The organism is Methanoculleus sp. UBA374 (assembly GCA_002508705.1).
GTDB classification, from domain to species: domain Archaea; phylum Halobacteriota; class Methanomicrobia; order Methanomicrobiales; family Methanoculleaceae; genus Methanoculleus; species Methanoculleus palmolei.
The window spans coordinates 111,102-126,767 of sequence record DAYL01000018.1 but is presented as its reverse complement, the minus strand read 5'-3'; the positions used below and the strand labels follow the sequence as shown (position 1 = coordinate 126,767).

General features: G+C 66.4%; 19 protein-coding genes. 7 read left to right on the top strand and 12 right to left on the bottom strand.

All coding sequences use genetic code 11. The features are described 5' to 3' along the window. The first annotated feature begins 51 nt into the window (after positions 1 to 51). The 3 genes from BRA42_RS05400 (at position 52) to BRA42_RS05390 (ending at position 2,007) form a co-directional block, all read left to right on the top strand. A complete protein-coding gene (locus BRA42_RS05400; RefSeq protein ID WP_292409896.1) occupies positions 52 to 252 on the top strand; it encodes a hypothetical protein in 201 nt (66 codons plus the stop codon). A gap of 49 nt (positions 253 to 301) precedes the next feature. Next, positions 302 to 991, top strand: coding sequence for a hypothetical protein (locus BRA42_RS05395; RefSeq protein ID WP_292409897.1), 690 nt, complete (start codon positions 302 to 304; stop codon positions 989 to 991). A gap of 446 nt (positions 992 to 1,437) precedes the next feature. Further along, entirely contained in the window at positions 1,438 to 2,007 is a 570-nt protein-coding gene (locus BRA42_RS05390; protein WP_292409899.1) for a hypothetical protein, read from the top strand. Between the two features lie 40 nt (positions 2,008 to 2,047). On the opposite strand, the gene BRA42_RS05385 is transcribed toward BRA42_RS05390, so the two are convergent. From BRA42_RS05385 to BRA42_RS05340, 10 genes are read right to left on the bottom strand one after another with little or no spacing between them, the layout of a single operon-like run. Then, the gene (locus tag BRA42_RS05385; RefSeq protein WP_292409901.1) at positions 2,048 to 2,713 is read right to left on the bottom strand and encodes a cytochrome c biogenesis CcdA family protein; all 666 of its coding nucleotides are present in this window, start codon (positions 2,711 to 2,713) and stop codon (positions 2,048 to 2,050) included. Between the two features lie 46 nt (positions 2,714 to 2,759). After that, positions 2,760 to 3,863: an ATP-NAD kinase family protein gene (locus BRA42_RS05380; protein ID WP_292409904.1), complete on the bottom strand. Its 1,104-nt coding sequence runs from the start codon at positions 3,861 to 3,863 to the stop codon at positions 2,760 to 2,762. Then, the gene (gene trpA, locus BRA42_RS05375) at positions 3,860 to 4,669 is read right to left on the bottom strand and encodes a tryptophan synthase subunit alpha (RefSeq protein ID WP_292409906.1); all 810 of its coding nucleotides are present in this window, start codon (positions 4,667 to 4,669) and stop codon (positions 3,860 to 3,862) included. The genes BRA42_RS05380 and trpA overlap by 4 nt, the downstream gene beginning before the upstream one ends. Continuing rightward, positions 4,666 to 5,838 (bottom strand): tryptophan synthase subunit beta, encoded by a 1,173-nt coding sequence (trpB, locus tag BRA42_RS05370; protein WP_292409937.1) that lies wholly within the window; start codon positions 5,836 to 5,838, stop codon positions 4,666 to 4,668. The genes trpA and trpB overlap by 4 nt, the downstream gene beginning before the upstream one ends. Next, positions 5,835 to 6,407 (bottom strand): phosphoribosylanthranilate isomerase, encoded by a 573-nt coding sequence (locus BRA42_RS05365; RefSeq protein ID WP_292409908.1) that lies wholly within the window; start codon positions 6,405 to 6,407, stop codon positions 5,835 to 5,837. The genes trpB and BRA42_RS05365 overlap by 4 nt, the downstream gene beginning before the upstream one ends. Further along, a complete protein-coding gene (locus BRA42_RS05360) occupies positions 6,404 to 7,162 on the bottom strand; it encodes an indole-3-glycerol phosphate synthase TrpC (RefSeq protein WP_292409910.1) in 759 nt (252 codons plus the stop codon). Before BRA42_RS05360 ends, BRA42_RS05365 begins: the two co-directional genes overlap by 4 nt. Then, positions 7,159 to 8,175, bottom strand: a complete 1,017-nt coding sequence (gene trpD, locus BRA42_RS05355) for an anthranilate phosphoribosyltransferase (RefSeq protein ID WP_292409912.1) — start codon at positions 8,173 to 8,175, stop codon at positions 7,159 to 7,161. Before trpD ends, BRA42_RS05360 begins: the two co-directional genes overlap by 4 nt. Continuing rightward, positions 8,172 to 8,750 carry an anthranilate synthase component II gene (locus tag BRA42_RS05350; protein WP_292409938.1) on the bottom strand — a complete coding sequence of 193 codons (579 nt, stop codon included), beginning with the start codon at positions 8,748 to 8,750 and terminating at the stop codon, positions 8,172 to 8,174. The genes trpD and BRA42_RS05350 overlap by 4 nt, the downstream gene beginning before the upstream one ends. Further along, positions 8,750 to 10,264: an anthranilate synthase component I family protein gene (locus BRA42_RS05345; protein WP_292409914.1), complete on the bottom strand. Its 1,515-nt coding sequence runs from the start codon at positions 10,262 to 10,264 to the stop codon at positions 8,750 to 8,752. Before BRA42_RS05345 ends, BRA42_RS05350 begins: the two co-directional genes overlap by 1 nt. Before the next feature lie 10 nt (positions 10,265 to 10,274). After that, positions 10,275 to 11,636 carry a TrpB-like pyridoxal phosphate-dependent enzyme gene (locus BRA42_RS05340; protein ID WP_292409916.1) on the bottom strand — a complete coding sequence of 454 codons (1,362 nt, stop codon included), beginning with the start codon at positions 11,634 to 11,636 and terminating at the stop codon, positions 10,275 to 10,277. 140 nt (positions 11,637 to 11,776) lie between these two features. Here BRA42_RS05340 and BRA42_RS05335 point away from each other — a divergent pair, with 140 nt between their 5' ends. The 4 genes from BRA42_RS05335 (at position 11,777) to BRA42_RS05320 (ending at position 13,846) form a co-directional block, all read left to right on the top strand. Beyond that, the gene (locus BRA42_RS05335) at positions 11,777 to 12,361 is read left to right on the top strand and encodes a metal-dependent hydrolase (RefSeq protein WP_292409918.1); all 585 of its coding nucleotides are present in this window, start codon (positions 11,777 to 11,779) and stop codon (positions 12,359 to 12,361) included. Positions 12,362 to 12,448: 87 nt separating this feature from the next. Next, positions 12,449 to 12,901 (top strand): spore germination protein GerW family protein, encoded by a 453-nt coding sequence (locus BRA42_RS05330; RefSeq protein ID WP_292409919.1) that lies wholly within the window; start codon positions 12,449 to 12,451, stop codon positions 12,899 to 12,901. Positions 12,902 to 12,921: 20 nt separating this feature from the next. Then, positions 12,922 to 13,599: a DUF2953 domain-containing protein gene (locus BRA42_RS05325; protein WP_292409921.1), complete on the top strand. Its 678-nt coding sequence runs from the start codon at positions 12,922 to 12,924 to the stop codon at positions 13,597 to 13,599. Continuing rightward, a complete protein-coding gene (locus BRA42_RS05320) occupies positions 13,592 to 13,846 on the top strand; it encodes a hypothetical protein (protein ID WP_292409924.1) in 255 nt (84 codons plus the stop codon). The genes BRA42_RS05325 and BRA42_RS05320 overlap by 8 nt, the downstream gene beginning before the upstream one ends. A gap of 4 nt (positions 13,847 to 13,850) precedes the next feature. Here the strand turns inward: BRA42_RS05320 and BRA42_RS05315 are convergent, their stop codons facing one another. Continuing rightward, positions 13,851 to 14,996, bottom strand: a complete 1,146-nt coding sequence (locus BRA42_RS05315; RefSeq protein ID WP_292409926.1) for an ABC transporter permease — start codon at positions 14,994 to 14,996, stop codon at positions 13,851 to 13,853. Continuing rightward, positions 14,993 to 15,664 carry an ABC transporter ATP-binding protein gene (locus BRA42_RS05310; protein WP_292409928.1) on the bottom strand — a complete coding sequence of 224 codons (672 nt, stop codon included), beginning with the start codon at positions 15,662 to 15,664 and terminating at the stop codon, positions 14,993 to 14,995. Before BRA42_RS05310 ends, BRA42_RS05315 begins: the two co-directional genes overlap by 4 nt. Between the last annotated feature and the right edge of the window lie 2 nt (positions 15,665 to 15,666).

The following is a 15,666-nucleotide window of genomic DNA, read 5'->3' as shown; positions in this document are numbered from 1 at the left end:
GGATACCGGTCGCCGGGTCGCGGATCGACCGGGCGAAACCCTTTGACGGTCATGCTCTGCAACTACCTCTCGTATCTCTGGAAATTGATGCTCGCCCTTGCTGCGGTTCTCCTCGGGGTCAATATCTACCGGGATTATATCCTCGACATCCGCGCCGATTCCCTTCTTCGGTGGTTGTTTTTCGTCCTGCTTTTCGGCAGCATCATCGTGCGGTTCGTGGATGAGCGTACTGCAAGAAAAGAACCGGTCTGATCTTCGTGCCGCAATGAAACTTTACAGTCGACCCGGAGCGACCTGAATCATGAGAAAGATCCTTATCGTTATCGTGGGGATGGCGTTCATCTATGTTTGCATCCACTTCTTCGTCCTGCCGGAGAGCCCGGACGTTGCGCGTATCGAGAACATCACCCGTCTCAGGTCCCCGGCGTACAACCCGGCCGTCCTCCACCTCTGGGAGATCGCCGTTGAGGAAACGGGCGTCGAGAACGAGTCGGCAGTGCTACTGCAACTGGAGACCGACATCGCCGGGGACGGCGCGATCCGGGTGATATGGCTCTTCTTTTACGGGGAGGAAAACGGCGAGCGGCACGTCTACGAGGCGTACGTAGGGCCGGACGGAACCGTGGCCGTCAAATCGCAGAAAATTGACCACCCTATGCAGGGGGTACATCCCCTCGCCCTCTTACGGGAGGTCGACGCCATCACTCTGGAAGATATCCCCTTCCGGGAGCGGGGCATGACACTGCTCGCGGGTATAAATATGTACGGAGCGGAGTACAACGAGACCCATGGAAGGCTCTATGAAGTCTCGGGAGGGAGATTCCGCCCGATGAAAGAGGTCGTGTTCGGCCCGGAAGCATCCTGGTACACCATCACGATCACCCCGCATCAGAGGACGGAGGGGACTCCGTCCCCGGGAGAAAATCCCGATTGCATCATTGCGTTCACACGACAGGACCTTGGGGCGGCCGATTCCATAGTCTGTACATAATGTATAGAGATCTTTTCTGCGGACAGTGCCGGGTCACCGATGCACCGGCGATCCCGGGTGCAGATGCACCTCTTTCCGCGCCATTCCCGGTATTATAAGATACCGGAAATTTGCTCCCGTATCCCACCGATCTCCTGCCCGCAGGTCGCCTTACTGCTTGCGTAATAAGGAACCCGTGATCGTGCTCTGAGTGGACCTTCCCCGTCCGGCGGAGGACCTCAAGACGGTACCGGAGCGTTCCGGCGTTGACCCCGGCCTGCGGGAGAGGGAAGCGTGGTTGATCCCGGGAGTGGCCCGGATGCGAGGTACGCCGCACGATCCCGGTCGAAAACCCGGGGCTGACCGACATGTAGAGGTTTGTGACAGAAATCGTTTATAGAAGAACGTTGACCTTCACACAGGATATAGAGCCCCGTTCCCGGATCAAACCCCTTGTGAGTGCAGAAATGTTGTATAGAGCCACCTCAACCCATCATAGAAGAACTATAGCCCGGAACCGGCGGCGAGCGGCGATCCCGCCCCTTGTTGCGGTCGGTGCGTGCGCAGTCTGGGCGCTCTTCGTCGACATCGCCGGGACATCGGAACCGCAGTCCCTCCTCCCCGTCTTCGCCCTCGTGATCGTCACCCTTGCAGTCGCGGGAGCCGCGACGCCGCTCCCCCTGATCGAGGGCGCCGTCCCGGTCCGCAGACAGCGGCAGGCGATGCTCGTCGCCGTTGCGGCCTCGGTCCCCTTCGTCGTCGCCCTGCTGGTGAACCCTGACAGGTTGGCGGGCGGGCCCGCCCCGTTGCTCGCAGATAGAGTTCCCATATTTGGGTGGCTCTTCGACGGCGTCATGAGCGCCCTCCCGCTCGCCGTGGATACGCCCGCATACAACCTGGTCTTCTCCGCGTTCACGCTTTTCGGGTTTTACCTCGAATGCGTTCTCGTCGCAGTGGTCCTCTATGCCGCCCTCCGGCTGATTCCCTCACTGGACCCCGATTCCCGGGAAGAGGGGCGCCCCAACAGGAAAAGATAGGAATGACCCCGGAGAACAGAACAACACCTTCCGAGGGCCATCACAGGAACGCAAGGTACAGGAAATAGACCCCGATCGCGATGATCGCGACGCCGACAACCCGGTCGAAGACCTCGCCGCTCACCCTCGCCCTCTCCTTGACCTTCTTCCCGAGAGCGCCCCCGAGCGAGCTGATCGCTATCAGGGGGAGCGAGAGCCCCACCGCATACACAAGGATCGTAAAGAACCCCTCGACCGCCGTCTGGTAGAGCGCGATGTAGGTCAGGACGACGAGCAGCATCGGCGCCCCGCGCCCCACGGTGATCGCCCCGAACGAGAGCCCGAGCAGAAACGCCCCCGTGACGGAGTAAGAGATGGGCGCCCGGAAGAGATTGAAGATGCTTCGTATCGGCGGTTTGTAGACGTGCAGGAGCTGCAGCCCCATAAGGATCAACAGCACCCCGCCGATCGCCCACGCGACGGTCTCGTTCAGGAAGAGGAGGTACTCCCCGACGTAGCCCGCGACCGCCCCGAGCGGCAGGAGGACGAGGACGGTCCCGAACGAGAACGCCACAGTCAGTTTAAGGATGCCGGCAAGCGTGAGATCGGTCTTCCCGCTCGTCAGATACCCGATAAGGCCGAGGCAGAGGACGCTGTTGCAGGGGCAGATGCCGGCGAAGAGGCCGAAGACGAAGATCCCGAGGACCGAGGGGTCGAAGGATGTCACCAAGAGAGGTTAGACGCCGACCGGGGATAAACCCTGGGTTTTCGGGTCACATGGGATGGACGACCCGCTTCCGCTGCGCCATCCGGTAGCCGGAGACAACCAGGAAAGAGTCCCCGACCTCCCGGTCGAGCGCCGCATCGCCGGAGTCGACGTACAGGAGGGGAGTCGCGGCGAGCTTTCCCGGCGTGGCAACCACGATCAGGTTCCGTAGTCCGGCCTTCCGGATGACGGCCGGGCTGATCTGCTGGTTTCCCCGCCCGAGAACGAACCCCTGGGCGCCGATGGGGCTCGCGACGATCTTCGCCCGCGGGTATCTGTCGAGGAGGGAGAGAAGCGTCTTCTCGTCGGCATTGCGGGCGACGACCTCCCCGCCCCGGACGGCGTCGACCCCGAGGAGGGTCGGGGCAAGACCGAGCCGCTCCATGATCCGGGCCGTCGTGCTCCCGGCGCCGATGATATAAAGCGTATCCGGCAGCATGACCTCGTTGATGAACGCGGCGATATCGTCCTTCGCCCGCTCCTCGTCCTGCTGCTCGAAGACCTGCTTTCCGCTCTGTATCCGCTCCGGAAGATACGGAACGCGTGCATACCCGTAGAGCCGGGCGGCAAGACGGCCCGACCGGTAGGCCCCCTCATCGATATCCATCACCTCGGAGTCTCGGCAGGGGGCTCGCCCCGTCTCGCGGATGAGGGTGACCGCCGCCGGAGGGTCGACCGCAAAGACCGCCGAGTACATCTTCACCCCGGCAGGGATGCCGAGGACCGGCACCTCCCGGCCGACGGCGTCGAAGACGTCCCGTGCCGTCCCGTCCCCGCCGCAGAAGGCGACGAGATCGACCCCGGCCTCAAGAAACGCCCGGCAGGCGGCCTTCGTATCGGCGGCGCCGGTCGAGACGGCGGGGCGGTAGAGGACCGTGGAGCGGTCGATCCCTGCGTCAATAAGGGCGTCCTCGCCCATCGGCGCCGAACAGGTGCACCATGTGATATCGTCGTCTTTGAGGAGAGAGAGGACCTGCACGGCCCGACCGGCCGAGCGTGGGGCCGCTCCGCGCCGGAGGGCTTCCGCGACCACGCCGTCCGTCCCCGCGAGCCCCACCGTGCCGCCCATCCCGGCGATAGGGTTGAGCAGGAACCCGATGGCCCGTCTCATCCCTCCACCCCCGAGTCGGGGGCGAGCCCGCCCTTGAGCGCCCTGATCGCGGTGCGGAGGGCTTCGTGCATCCCGGCCTCGTCGCCCATGTGCTCCTCGACGATCCGGACGAGGGCGCTTCCCACGATGACGCCGTCCGCGCCGGCATCGACGACGCTCCGGACGTGTTCCGGGCGCGAGACCCCGAACCCGACGGCGAGCGGAAGGTCCGTCTCCCTCCGCACCGCATCGACCAGCCCGGCGATGGGAGGCAACCGGTCGCGCTCGCCGGTCACCCCTTCAAGCGAGATCAGGTAGACGAACCCGGAGGCGTCCCGGAGGGTCCTCCGCCGGCGCTCCGGCGACGTCGTCGGGGCGATGAGCGCGATCCGGTCGATCCCGTACCGGAGAGAGGATGGCCCGACCTCTTCCGACTCCTCGGCGGGAAGGTCCACGATGAGGACGCCGTCCGCACCGGCGGCCGCGGCCTCCGAAAAGAACCGGTCGGGTCCCCGGCGGTAGACGATGTTGTAGTAGGTGAAGAGGACGACGGGAAGGCCCGGCGCGTACTCCCTGACCCGTCGGACGAGCGTGAAGACGTCGTCCGGCGTGGTGCCCGCACGGAGGGCGCGAACGTGCGCCCGTTCGATCACGGGGCCGTCCGCCACCGGGTCGGAGTAGGGGACGGCGATCTCGAGGAGGTCGACGCCCGCATCGACCATCGCCGCCGCCACCCCGAACGATCTCTCTCTATCAGGGTCTCCGGCGACGGTAAACCCGATGAAGACCGGGCTTTTCCGGGCAAAGAGGCGCTCGATCCTGCTCATGCCGCACCCCCGTGAAGGCTCGCGATGTCGGCGACGTCCTTGTCGCCCCTCCCCGAGAGGTTGATGACGAGAATGCCGTCCTTATCGAGGTCGTCGGCCGCCCGGAGGGCGTAGGCGACCGCATGGGCCGACTCGAGCGCCGGGATGATCCCTTCGGTACGGGAGAGGTAGCGGAAGGCGTGGAGGGCCTCGGCGTCGGTGACCGCCTCGTAGCGGACCCTTCCCGAGTCCTTCAGCATGGCGTGTTCCGGCCCGACGGAGGGGTGGTCGAGGCCCGCGGCGACGGAGTGCGTCTCGAGCGCCTGGCCGTCATCGTCCTGGAGGAGGTAGGAGAGCGCCCCCTGGAAGACCCCGACCGAGCCCCGCGAGAGCGAGGCCCCGTGATGGCCGGACTCAAGCCCCTCGCCGCCCGCCTCAACGCCGACCAGCGCCACGTCGTCGTTTGTGAACGGGTAGAAGATCCCGATCGCGTTCGAACCCCCGCCGACACAGGCGACGACGGTATCGGGGAGCCGCCCTTCCCGTTCGAGCACCTGCCGCCGCGCCTCCTCGCCGATGACCGACTGGAAGTCGCGGACGATTCGGGGGAAGGGGTGCGGGCCGACGCAGGAGCCGAGCAGGTAGTGGGTCTCCCGGAGGTTCGCCACCCAGTCGCGCATCGCCGCGTTGATGGCGTCCTTCAAGGTCCGCGTCCCGGAGACGACCGGGATGACCCGGGCACCGAGGAGTTCCATCCGAAAGACGTTGAGCGCCTGGCGCCGGGTGTCCACCTCGCCCATGTAGACCTCGACGGGGAGACCGAGGGCCGCGCCCGCGATCGCCGTCGCGACGCCGTGCTGCCCGGCGCCGGTCTCGGCGATGAGCCGCCGCTTGCCCATGAACTTCGCCATGAGCGCCTGGCCGAGGGTGTTGTTCAGCTTGTGCGCACCGCCGTGGAGGAGGTCCTCCCGCTTCAGGTAAACCCGGCAGCCGAGGTCGCGGGAGAGGTTCTCGCAGAAGGTGAGCGGGGTCTCCCGCCCGGCATACTCGTGCAGGTACCAGGAGAGCCGGCGGGAGAACTCCGGGTCCTCACGGACCCGCCCGTAGGTCTCCTCAAGCTCGATCAACGCGCTCATCAGGGTTTCGGGCACGTACTGCCCGCCGTATACTCCGTATCGTCCTGCTTTCATGAATCGATCGTCCTGCATATCTTCACGAACTCCCGCATGAGGCGCTCGTCCTTGACCCCCGGCGCTGCCTCGACGCCTGAAGCGACGTCGACGGCGTAGGGCCTTACCTTCCGGATTGCCGCGGCGACGTTGCCGGGGGAAAGCCCACCCGCGAGGATGACCGGCACCGGGGAGGAAGCCACGCATCTTCTCGCGTATCCGGGATCGAACGCCCGCCCGGTGCCGTGGCTGCCGTCGACGATCACCGCGTCGCAGTCGCCCCGCGGGGGGTCGCCGGGCGCAAGCATCCGGATGACCGCGACCCCGGTATCCCGGGGCAGATAAAGGCTGCCCGAGACCTGCACCGCATCCGGCCGCAAGAGGAGGATCTCCGCGAGGTCCTCCGCCCGGGCGGTCGAGGTGACGGCGACCCTCGTCACGAACGGCGGGACCGCCGCGAATATCTCCCGGGCCGCATCAGGGCTCACCGACCGCGGCGAGGGGCTCGCGAGCACCACGCCGATCGCGTCGGCTCCCGCCGCGGCTGCCGCTCTGGCGTCTTCCGGGCTCGTCATCCCGCAGATCTTCACGCGAATATAAATCCCTCCAGTCTTTTCCGCCGGTCCCTGGCCGACATCAGGGCGGACCCGATCAGGAACGCATCGCAGTGCCGGGAGAGGCGCCGGACGTCGTAGGGCCAGGCGATGCCGCTCTCGGAGACCACGGTCCTCCCCTCGCCGCGTGCCGCCTCTGCAAGGCGGACCGTCGTCGTAAGATCGACCCTCATCGTCTCGAGGTTGCGGTTGTTGATCCCGATGAGGCCCGCCCCGGTGGCGATGGCCTGCTCCATCTCGTCCCTGTCGTGGACCTCGACGAGCGGCTCGAGACCGAGCGCGTGCGCCTCGTCAACGAACGCGGAGAGACGGCTCCCGAGCACCCGGGCGATCAGGAGGACGGCATCGGCGCCGAGCGCCCGGGTTTCGCTGAGCTGACGCTCGTCGATGATGAAGTCCTTCCTGAGGATCGGGACCGGGACCGCACGCCGCACCCGGACGAGGTTCTCCGTACTGCCCCCAAAATAGGTGGGTTCGGTGAGGACCGAGAGCCCGGCGGCTCCGGCGGCGACGAACTCCCGGGCGATCGCCTCCGGAGTGCCGCCTTCGTGGATCCTCCCGCGTGACGGGGAGGCGTACTTCACCTCGGCGATGATCGCGCGTCTCTCCCGGCAACCCCGGAGGGATTGTTCAAGACTCCGGCGAGGCACGGCGTCGGGATCGAACGCAGGAAGGGGGGCGAGGTTCGCGAGGCGCTCGCCGGTCGCCCTGACGATCTCGTCGAGGATCATGCCCCGCCTCCGGTCGCCTCGACCAGCCGGCGGAGCCGATCCAGCGCCGCCCTCGAATCGATCGACGCTTCCGCCCGGGCGATGCCGCCGGCGACGTCATCGGCTTTCCCGCCGAGGTAGATCGCCGCCCCGGCGTTGAGGACGACGATATCCCGGGCGGGGCCGTTCTCCCCCGCGAGGACGGAGAGGAGGAGCCGGGCGTTCTCTTCCACCCCGCCGCCCCGGAGAGCGGCGACGGATGAGCGCGGAATCCCGAACTCCGTGCAGTCGAGCGTATACGTTACGACCTCGCCGTCCCGGAGTTCCGCAACCGTCGTCGGCCCGCTCGTCGCGATCTCGTCGAGACCGTCGCCGTGGACCACCATCGCCCGCTCCGCACCGAGGTCCCCGAGCACCCGGGCGACCGGGACGGTCAGGTGGGGGTCGTAGACGCCGAGGAGGTGCGCTCCGGCACCTGCCGGGTTCGTGAGGGGGCCGAGAAGGTTGAAGACCGTCCGGATGCCGATCTCCTCGCGGGCCGACCGGGCGTGCTGCATCGCCGGGTGGTAGGCCGGGGCGAAGAGGAAGGCGATCCCGGCGGCCGAAAGAACCTCCGCGACCCGGTCGGGCGGGATCGCAACGGAGACGCCGAGCGCCTCGAGGACGTCGGCAGAGCCGCACCGGCTCGAGACGCCCCGGTTCCCGTGCTTCACGACGGAAACCCCCGCACCGGCCGCGACGAAGGCGGCCGCGGTGCTGATGTTGAAGGTTCCCGCACCGTCGCCCCCGGTCCCGCAGGTATCCACCCGCGCTTCCGTGGCGGGGAGAGGGACCGGGACGGCAGCCGCCCGCATGACACGCGCGAATGCCGCGATCTCGGCGACAGTCTCCCTTTTCATCCGGAGCGCCGTGAGGAAACCGCCGATCTGGGCGGGGGTCGCGGCGCCCCGCACGATCTCCTCCATCGCCGCTCCCGCCTCGGCCGGGGTGAGGTCCGTACCCGATGAGACCCGGGCGATCGCCTCCCGGATCATGTCCCGCCTCCCGGACCGAAGAGGAAGTTTTCCATCAGCCGGGTCCCGTCGGGGGTGAGGATGCTCTCCGGGTGGAACTGCACTCCCTCGATCGGGAACTCCCGGTGCCGGACACCCATGACCGCCCCGTCGTCGCTTCTGGCGGTCACCGCGAGGCAGTCCGGGACCGTGGCCGGGTCGATGACGAGCGAGTGGTAGCGGGTCGCGACGAGGGGGCTCGCCACCCCGGCGTAGATCCCCGTGCCGTCGTGCCGGATGAGCGACCGCTTCCCGTGCATCAGCCGGTCGGCCCTGGCGATCCTGGCTCCGAAGACGAGGCCGATCGCCTGGTGACCGAGACAGACCCCGAGGGTCGGAACCGTCCGGCTGATCGTCGAGAGGACCTCCCGATAGAGGGCGCACTCCCGGGGATGCCCCGGGCCGGGCGAGAGGACGACCCGGCCGAAGGATTCGGGAGAGAATTGCTCAAACGGCGTATCGCTCTTCACCACGACCGGCTCCGCACCGAGCGCCCCGATCTGCTGACAGAGGTTGAAGGTGAAACTGTCGTAACTGTCGACGACGAGCACCCGCATCATTCCACCTCCGCCGCGCCGAGCGCCGCAAGCATCGCCCGGCCTTTGTTCCCGGTCTCGGCCCACTCTCTGTCAGGGTCGGAGTCGGCCACGATCCCCGCACCCACCTGGACGGAGGCGACGCCGCCCCGCACGACGACCGTCCGGATGGCTATTGCAAGATCCATCGTGCCGGCAAAGCCGAGGTAGCCGACGGCACCCGCGTAGACCCCGCGCCGGAGCCTCTCCGTCTCGCCGATGATCTGCATCGCCCGGACCTTCGGGGCGCCCGAGACGGTCCCCGCCGGGAAGCAGGACCGCAGCACGTCGAACCGGTCCATCCCCTCCCGGAGCCTGCCCGAGACCGTGGAGACGATATGCTGGACGTGCGAGAACCGCTCGACGGTCATGAACCCCTCCACCGAGACGCTCCCATAGGCGGAGACCGCCCCGATGTCGTTCCTCGCAAGGTCGACGAGCATGACGTGCTCCGCCCGCTCCTTCTCGTCCGCGAGAAGCTCGGCCGCGAGCCTCTCGTCTTCCGCCGGGGTCAGCCCCCGCGGCCGGGTCCCGGCGATCGGGACCGTCGTCACCCGCCCGTTCTCCACCCGGACAAGCATCTCGGGGCTGCTCCCGGCGACCCGGCAGTCGCCGAAGTCCAGGTAGTACATATAGGGGCTCGGGTTTCTCTCCCGGAGCCGGCGGTAGACAGCGAACCCGTCGCCCTCAAGCCGGCAGGTGAGCCGCCGGGAGAGGACCGCCTGGAAGATGTCGCCTGCCGCGATACGCTCCTTGATCTGGAGGACCGCATCCGAGAACTCCTTGCGGGTGCATGAGGACGACGCCGCGACCCCGGAAGGGTCCGGGTCGGCCGGACCTCCCGGGACGAGATTGCGTATCCGGGAGATCTCTCCGGCGATTGCGTCGGCGGCCCGGCGGTACTCCTCCCCGGGGTCGGACCCGTCGGTGACGATCAGGTTCGTTATGACCGCGAGCCGCCGCGTCAGGTGATCGAGGGAGAGGCAGTTTTGTGCCAGCATGAACCGGGCGACGGGCTCTTCCGGGTCCTCCGCCGCGACCGGCCGGACGGTCGGGTGGATCGACGCGACGAGGTCGTAGGCGAAGTAGCCGACAAGCCCCCCCGAAAACCGCGGAAGCGGCGAGGGAGCGACCCGGAGCCGGTCCATGAACGAACGGACGGCGGCGAGGGGGTCGGCCGCCGCGACCTCGTCGGCGATCTCCCGAATGCGGGAGTCGCCGGAGACCGTCAGCGTGCCGTCGGAGGCGACAGTCACGTCGGCGGCCGGAGCGGTGCAGATGAACGAGTAGCGGACGGTCTTCTCGCTCCCCTCGAGCGACTCCAGCAGGAACCCGGGTCCCCTGCGGAGCGATGCGTAGAGGTCCGCCGGCGGAGAGGCGGGGAGGGGGATCTCGGCATATACCGGGACGACGAGAGGGCGGCGGCTGGCCTCTGCGGCGGCGGCAACCTCTTCGCGTCCGATATTCAGATCAGGCTCTCTTCGAGCGCCGTCCATTCCACCGGCATCACCTCGCCACCACCGGCAGCCGGGAGAGCGATTCCAGGATCAACTCCACCGGGTATTCGTAGTCGACAAGCGACCCCGCGAAGTAAGACTCGTAAGAAGAGAAGTCGAAGTTGCCGTGCCCGGAGTTGTTGAAGAGGATCACCTTCGCGTCGCCGGTCTCCCGGCACCGGAGCGCCTCGTCGACCGCGGCTTTCACCGCGTGGGCGGCCTCGGGCGCGACGACGATCCCCTCCGTCCGGGCGAAGGTCACGGCCGCGTCGAAGACCTCGTTCTGACGGTAGGCGACGGGCCGGACGACCCCGTCACGGACGAGCCGGGAGACGAGCGGCGACATTCCGTGGTAGCGGAGCCCTCCGGCATGGATCGCCGGCGGGACGAAATCGTGGCCGAGGGTGAACATCCGCATGATCGGGGTCAGCCCCGCGACGTCCCCGAAGTCGTAGGCGTAGATCCCCTTCGTCAGGGTCGGGCAGGCGGCAGGCTCCACCGCGACGATATCGGTCTCGGGATGCTTTCCGGTCATTTTCTCGCCGGCGAACGGGAAGGAGAGCCCGGCAAAGTTGGTGCCGCCGCCGACGCACCCGATCACGACGTCGGGGTAGACGTCCTCCGTCGCGAGCTGCTGCCGTGCCTCCTGGCCAATGATCGTCTGGTGGAGGCAGACGTGGTTGAGGACGGAGCCGAGCGCGTAGTTGGTGTTCTCATGGCTCGCGGCGTCCTCGACAGCCTCCGATATGGCGATCCCGAGGGAACCCGGCGTTTCCGGGTCGCGGGCGAGCACCGCCCGACCGGACCGGGTCGTATCCGACGGGCTCGGGATGCACTCGGCGCCGTAGACCTGCATCATGCTTTTGCGGTAGGGCTTCTGGTCGTACGAGGACCGGACCATGTAGACGGTGCACTCCATATCGAAGAGGCTCGTTGCAAACGCAAGCGACGAGCCCCACTGCCCCGCCCCGGTCTCGGTCGCCAGCCGCTCGATCCCCGCCTCACGGTTGTAGTAAGCCTGGGGGATGGCGGAGTTGGGCTTATGCGAGCCCGGCGGGCTCACGCCCTCCCACTTGTAGTAGATCTTCGCCGGGGTCTTTAAGGCCGCTTCGAGCCTCTTTGCCCGGTAGAGGGGGCTCGGTCTCCAGAGGGTGAGGATATCGCGGACTTCGCCGGGGATATCGATGTAGCGCTCCGTGCTCATCTCCTGCCGGATCAGTTCCATCGGGAAGATGTGGCGGAGGTCGTCGGGAGCTGCCGGTTTCCCGGTAGCCGGATGGAGGACCGGGTCCATGGGCGTCGGGAGATCCGCCTGGATGTTATACCACCGTTTCGGCATCTCTCCCTCGTCAAGGAGGATCTTCGTCTGCATATATCAGGGTGTACTTGTGCACATATATACATTGTGTGTCATCAGTATACTTTGATGAGCATATTAATGCGGTGGCCCGGGCCCTCCGGCCCGCCCTCCCGGGAAAAAGAGTATATCGATCCTCCGCTACTGGATAGCAAATGTACCTCCTCGCCCACGCCATGGCCGGAATTCTCATCGGGATCGTCTTCGCGGCGATCGCCGGCGACCGGCGGGTTATCGCCTTCGGCGCACTCGGGGGCGTGCTCCCCGACCTGATCGACAAGCCCCTCGGGCACATCGTCCTCGCCGAAACCGTAGGCTACGGCAGGATATATTGCCACGGCCTCACCGTTCTTTCCCTGGTCGCCCTCGCCAGCCTCCTCATCTACCGCTACCGCAAAAGAATCGGCCTCCTCGCGCTGGCCGCCGGCATGGCGAGCCACCAGGTCCTCGATTCGATGTGGCGGCATCCCGTCGAGTGGTTCTGGCCGTTCCTCGGCCCGCTCCAGGAGCACCACTACCCGAAAGACTACCTCTGGAACTCAGTCCTGCGGGAACTTGCCCAGCCGAGCGAATGGCTCCTCTTCTTCGTGATCGCCGGACTCTTCGCCTGCCTCTACCGGCAGGAACTCGAGTCCGCCCTCGCCCGGCTCACGAGCCCCGACGCCCGCCGGGTGCTTGCTGCCGCCCTCGGCCTCGCCGTCATCGTCGCACTGGCCGTGGGCTGGCGCCTTCTACTCTAAGGTCGGCATCGTCCGGCCCCCGGCGGACGCCGGAAACCCCAACCATTATATAAGAGGCAGGAGATTGGAATACGTGTGGTGAACAACATGACTGGCGAATCTATGCTCCAGATAACCGTCGACCAACTGGCAAGAACGCTCTGCGCGAGTGCGGTCCTCGGTGCCCCGGTCGATGCCGGAGAACGGGTGATCATCCCTGTCGCCGAGTTCGGGTTCGGGTTCGGCGCCGGAGAAGGCATGGGAGGGCGTAAGGAAGAAGGACAGCACGGCGGGTCCGGGACCGGCGGCGGAGGCGGCATATCGGCCGTTGCCCTGATCGTCGTCACCAAAGGCGTCCCCGGCGCCGAGGGCATTCAGGTGGTGTCGCTGAAGAAGAAGAGCGAGATCGCCGAGGTCATCACGGCACTCGGGGAGACGGTCGGCCCGCACATCGGAAAAGCGTTCGAGAAAGGCTCGGCGATGATGCAGCGCAAGGGCAAGACCCCCTGGGTCTCGGAAGAAGGAAAGGAGATCCCGGTCGGCGGTGAAGAAGAGGCGTAAGGCTCTCTTCCCTCCATTCCATGGTCGCGGCCATTCTTTTCTCCATCCTGCTCGTCGTCGCCGCCGTCATCCTCGCTCTCCTGCTTGCTCTCTACCTGGTCCCGGTGATCGTCGAGGCGGCCGCCGACTGCACGCGGGAGAGAGCCCGGGCGACGGCAATCGTAGCCTGGGGCATCGTGGGAGCGCGGGTCCGGGTCGACGACGCGGTGCAGGTGCTCGAGGTCCTCGTCGCCGGCCGTCGGGTCATGACCCGGGACCTTCGGGCGATAGCGGCCACAGAGCCGGAAAAAGAGGAGAAAACGGCGGAAAAACAGGGGCCTGCACGACCGGTACGGGACTACCTCGGCGCCGCCGGCGACCTCTGGCCCCATATCCGAAAAGTCCTCGCCGCCGTCTACCGCTCTCTCTATCTTGAGACGCTCCGGGGCGACGTCACCCTCGGTCTCGACAGCCCCGCCGACACCGGCGTCGTCTACGGCTACTATACCGCCGCCCGATACGCTCTCTGGCCGGCGGAGACAATCGATTTCGTGCTGACCCCGGTCTTCGACCGCCGGGTCTTCGAAGGCGCCCTCACGCTCCGGATGCAGGTCCGCCGCCCGCTCCTGATCATCATCCCGGTCGTGCAGGCTTTACTCCAGAAACCGGTCAGAGAGCGGCTCCGTCAGGTCCCGGGAAGAGGTGCTCCGGGTGCCTGAGAAGACCCGCCTCGTCGTCGGCGGTGCCCGCAGGGCGGGCGGCCGGTGCATCATCCCCATCATCAGAGCGCTCGCGGTATACGGAGAGGAAACCGCAGCGGTCAGCCTGACGCCGGTTGCCCTGCTCGTCGCCGAAGGGGAGAACGAGTACCTCACCCTCCTCCCGGGCGCGCCCCCGGAGACCCGGGATATCGCCGAAACGCTCCGTGACGAGATCGAGCGAGAAAAAAAGAAGTGTGCGGGGTAGGCCGTCACTCGTGCCGCAGCGCCTGGATAGGGTTTAGTTGCGCCGCCTTCCAGGCCGGGTAGAGGCCGGAGGCCACGCTCGTGAAGACGCCGAACGCCATCCCGAAGACGATGTAGAGGAGACTCCCCGGGTTGAAGAGGTAGTCTGCGTTCTCGACGATGACCGCCGTAATCACGTAGCCGGTGCCGAAACTGAGCACCCCCCCGATAGCGGCGCCCACAACCCCGAGGATCAGGGCCTCGTAGATGAACATCCGCATCACCTCGCTCCGGCGGGTGCCGATGCTCCGCAGGACACCGATCTCCTTGATCCGTTCGGTCACCGACATCAGCATCACGTTCAGGATCGAGACCCCGGCGACGATGAGCGATACCGCGCCGATACCCATCAGGAAGACCGTGATCGAATCGGCCGCCGCAAAGATGCTCTCGAGAATTGTCCGGGTGTCCATGACGTTGACGACATCCTCCCGCCGGTTCATCTTCTGCTCGATCGATTCCTTGACCGAGTCGATGTCGTTGACGTCCTTGACCTTCACGATCGCCTGATCGTACTCATCCTCGTCGTAGTGGCTTGAATACCAGGTATAAGGTACGATGACGGCGTAGTCGGGGTTGATGTCGAAACCCATCCCCCGTTCCTTGAGCACGCCCACCACACGGAGGGTTTCATCTCCGATCCTGACCCGGGCACCGAGTTTCAGGCCGTTTTCCTTGCTGTTTGCGGCAAGTTCGCTCCCGATCAAGCACCCGGCGCCCGTGCCCTTCGGGTAGGCCCCCGACTCAACTTCGAGCAGAGAGGGAAGATCCTCGGCCGGCATCGCGTAGATCATCGCGCCGCTCTCCTTATCGCCCACGGTTATCTTATCGACGGTGCTCGCGTACGGGATGATCCGGTTGGAGCCGATTGCCCGGGCGATATCGTCCACCTGCCGTTCGGTGAGTTTCGTGGTACCCGAATCCGACGCCGGAGAGACGATGAGGGTGTCGCCGACGTCGGTGACCATGTCGTTGAACATGAGGCCGATGCTGTTGCCCATGACGCCGAGTGTGGCGATCGCGACGACGCCGATGACGATCCCGAGGATCGCAAGGACCGACCGGAGCCAGTGGCGGTTGACGTTCCGGCGGGCGAGGTCGAAGAAGGTCATTCTACCACCCTCCCGTCGACGAGCCGGATCGTCCGGTCGGCGTACTCCGTCATCCGGGGGTCGTGGGTGACCATGGCGACCGTCTTGCCCTCCTCGCGGTTCATCCGGTCGAGGAGATCCATGATCGCGGTCCCGGTCTTTGTGTCCAGGTTCCCGGTCGGCTCGTCGCAGAGGAGGAAGTCCGGGTCGTTCACGAGCGCCCGGGCTATCGCCACGCGCTGCTGCTGTCCGCCGGAGAGTTCCCCGGGTTTGTGGGTGAAATGCGTCTCGGCGATCCCCACCGCCGCGAGGACCTCCTCGGCCCGCTCGCGGGACCGGTTCTGCCGGCCCTTCAGGATAAGCGGGTACTCGACGTTCTCGACCACCGAGAGCAGCGGAATGAGGTTGAACTGCTGGAAGACAAACCCGATGTGGTCACGCCGGAGAAGGGTCAGTTCGTCGTCGTCCATCCCGCTGATCCGCTTGCCCGCTATGGTGACCTCTCCCGAGGTCGGGACGTCGAGCGATCCCATGATGTTCAAGAGGGTCGATTTCCCCGACCCCGACGGCCCCATGATCAGGACGAACTCGCCCTTCTCGATCGCGAGATCGATCCCGGCGAGCGCCACGACGTCGCCGGCCGGGAGGGGATAGACCTTCGTGACCGCATCGAAACTGATGACCGGCATCG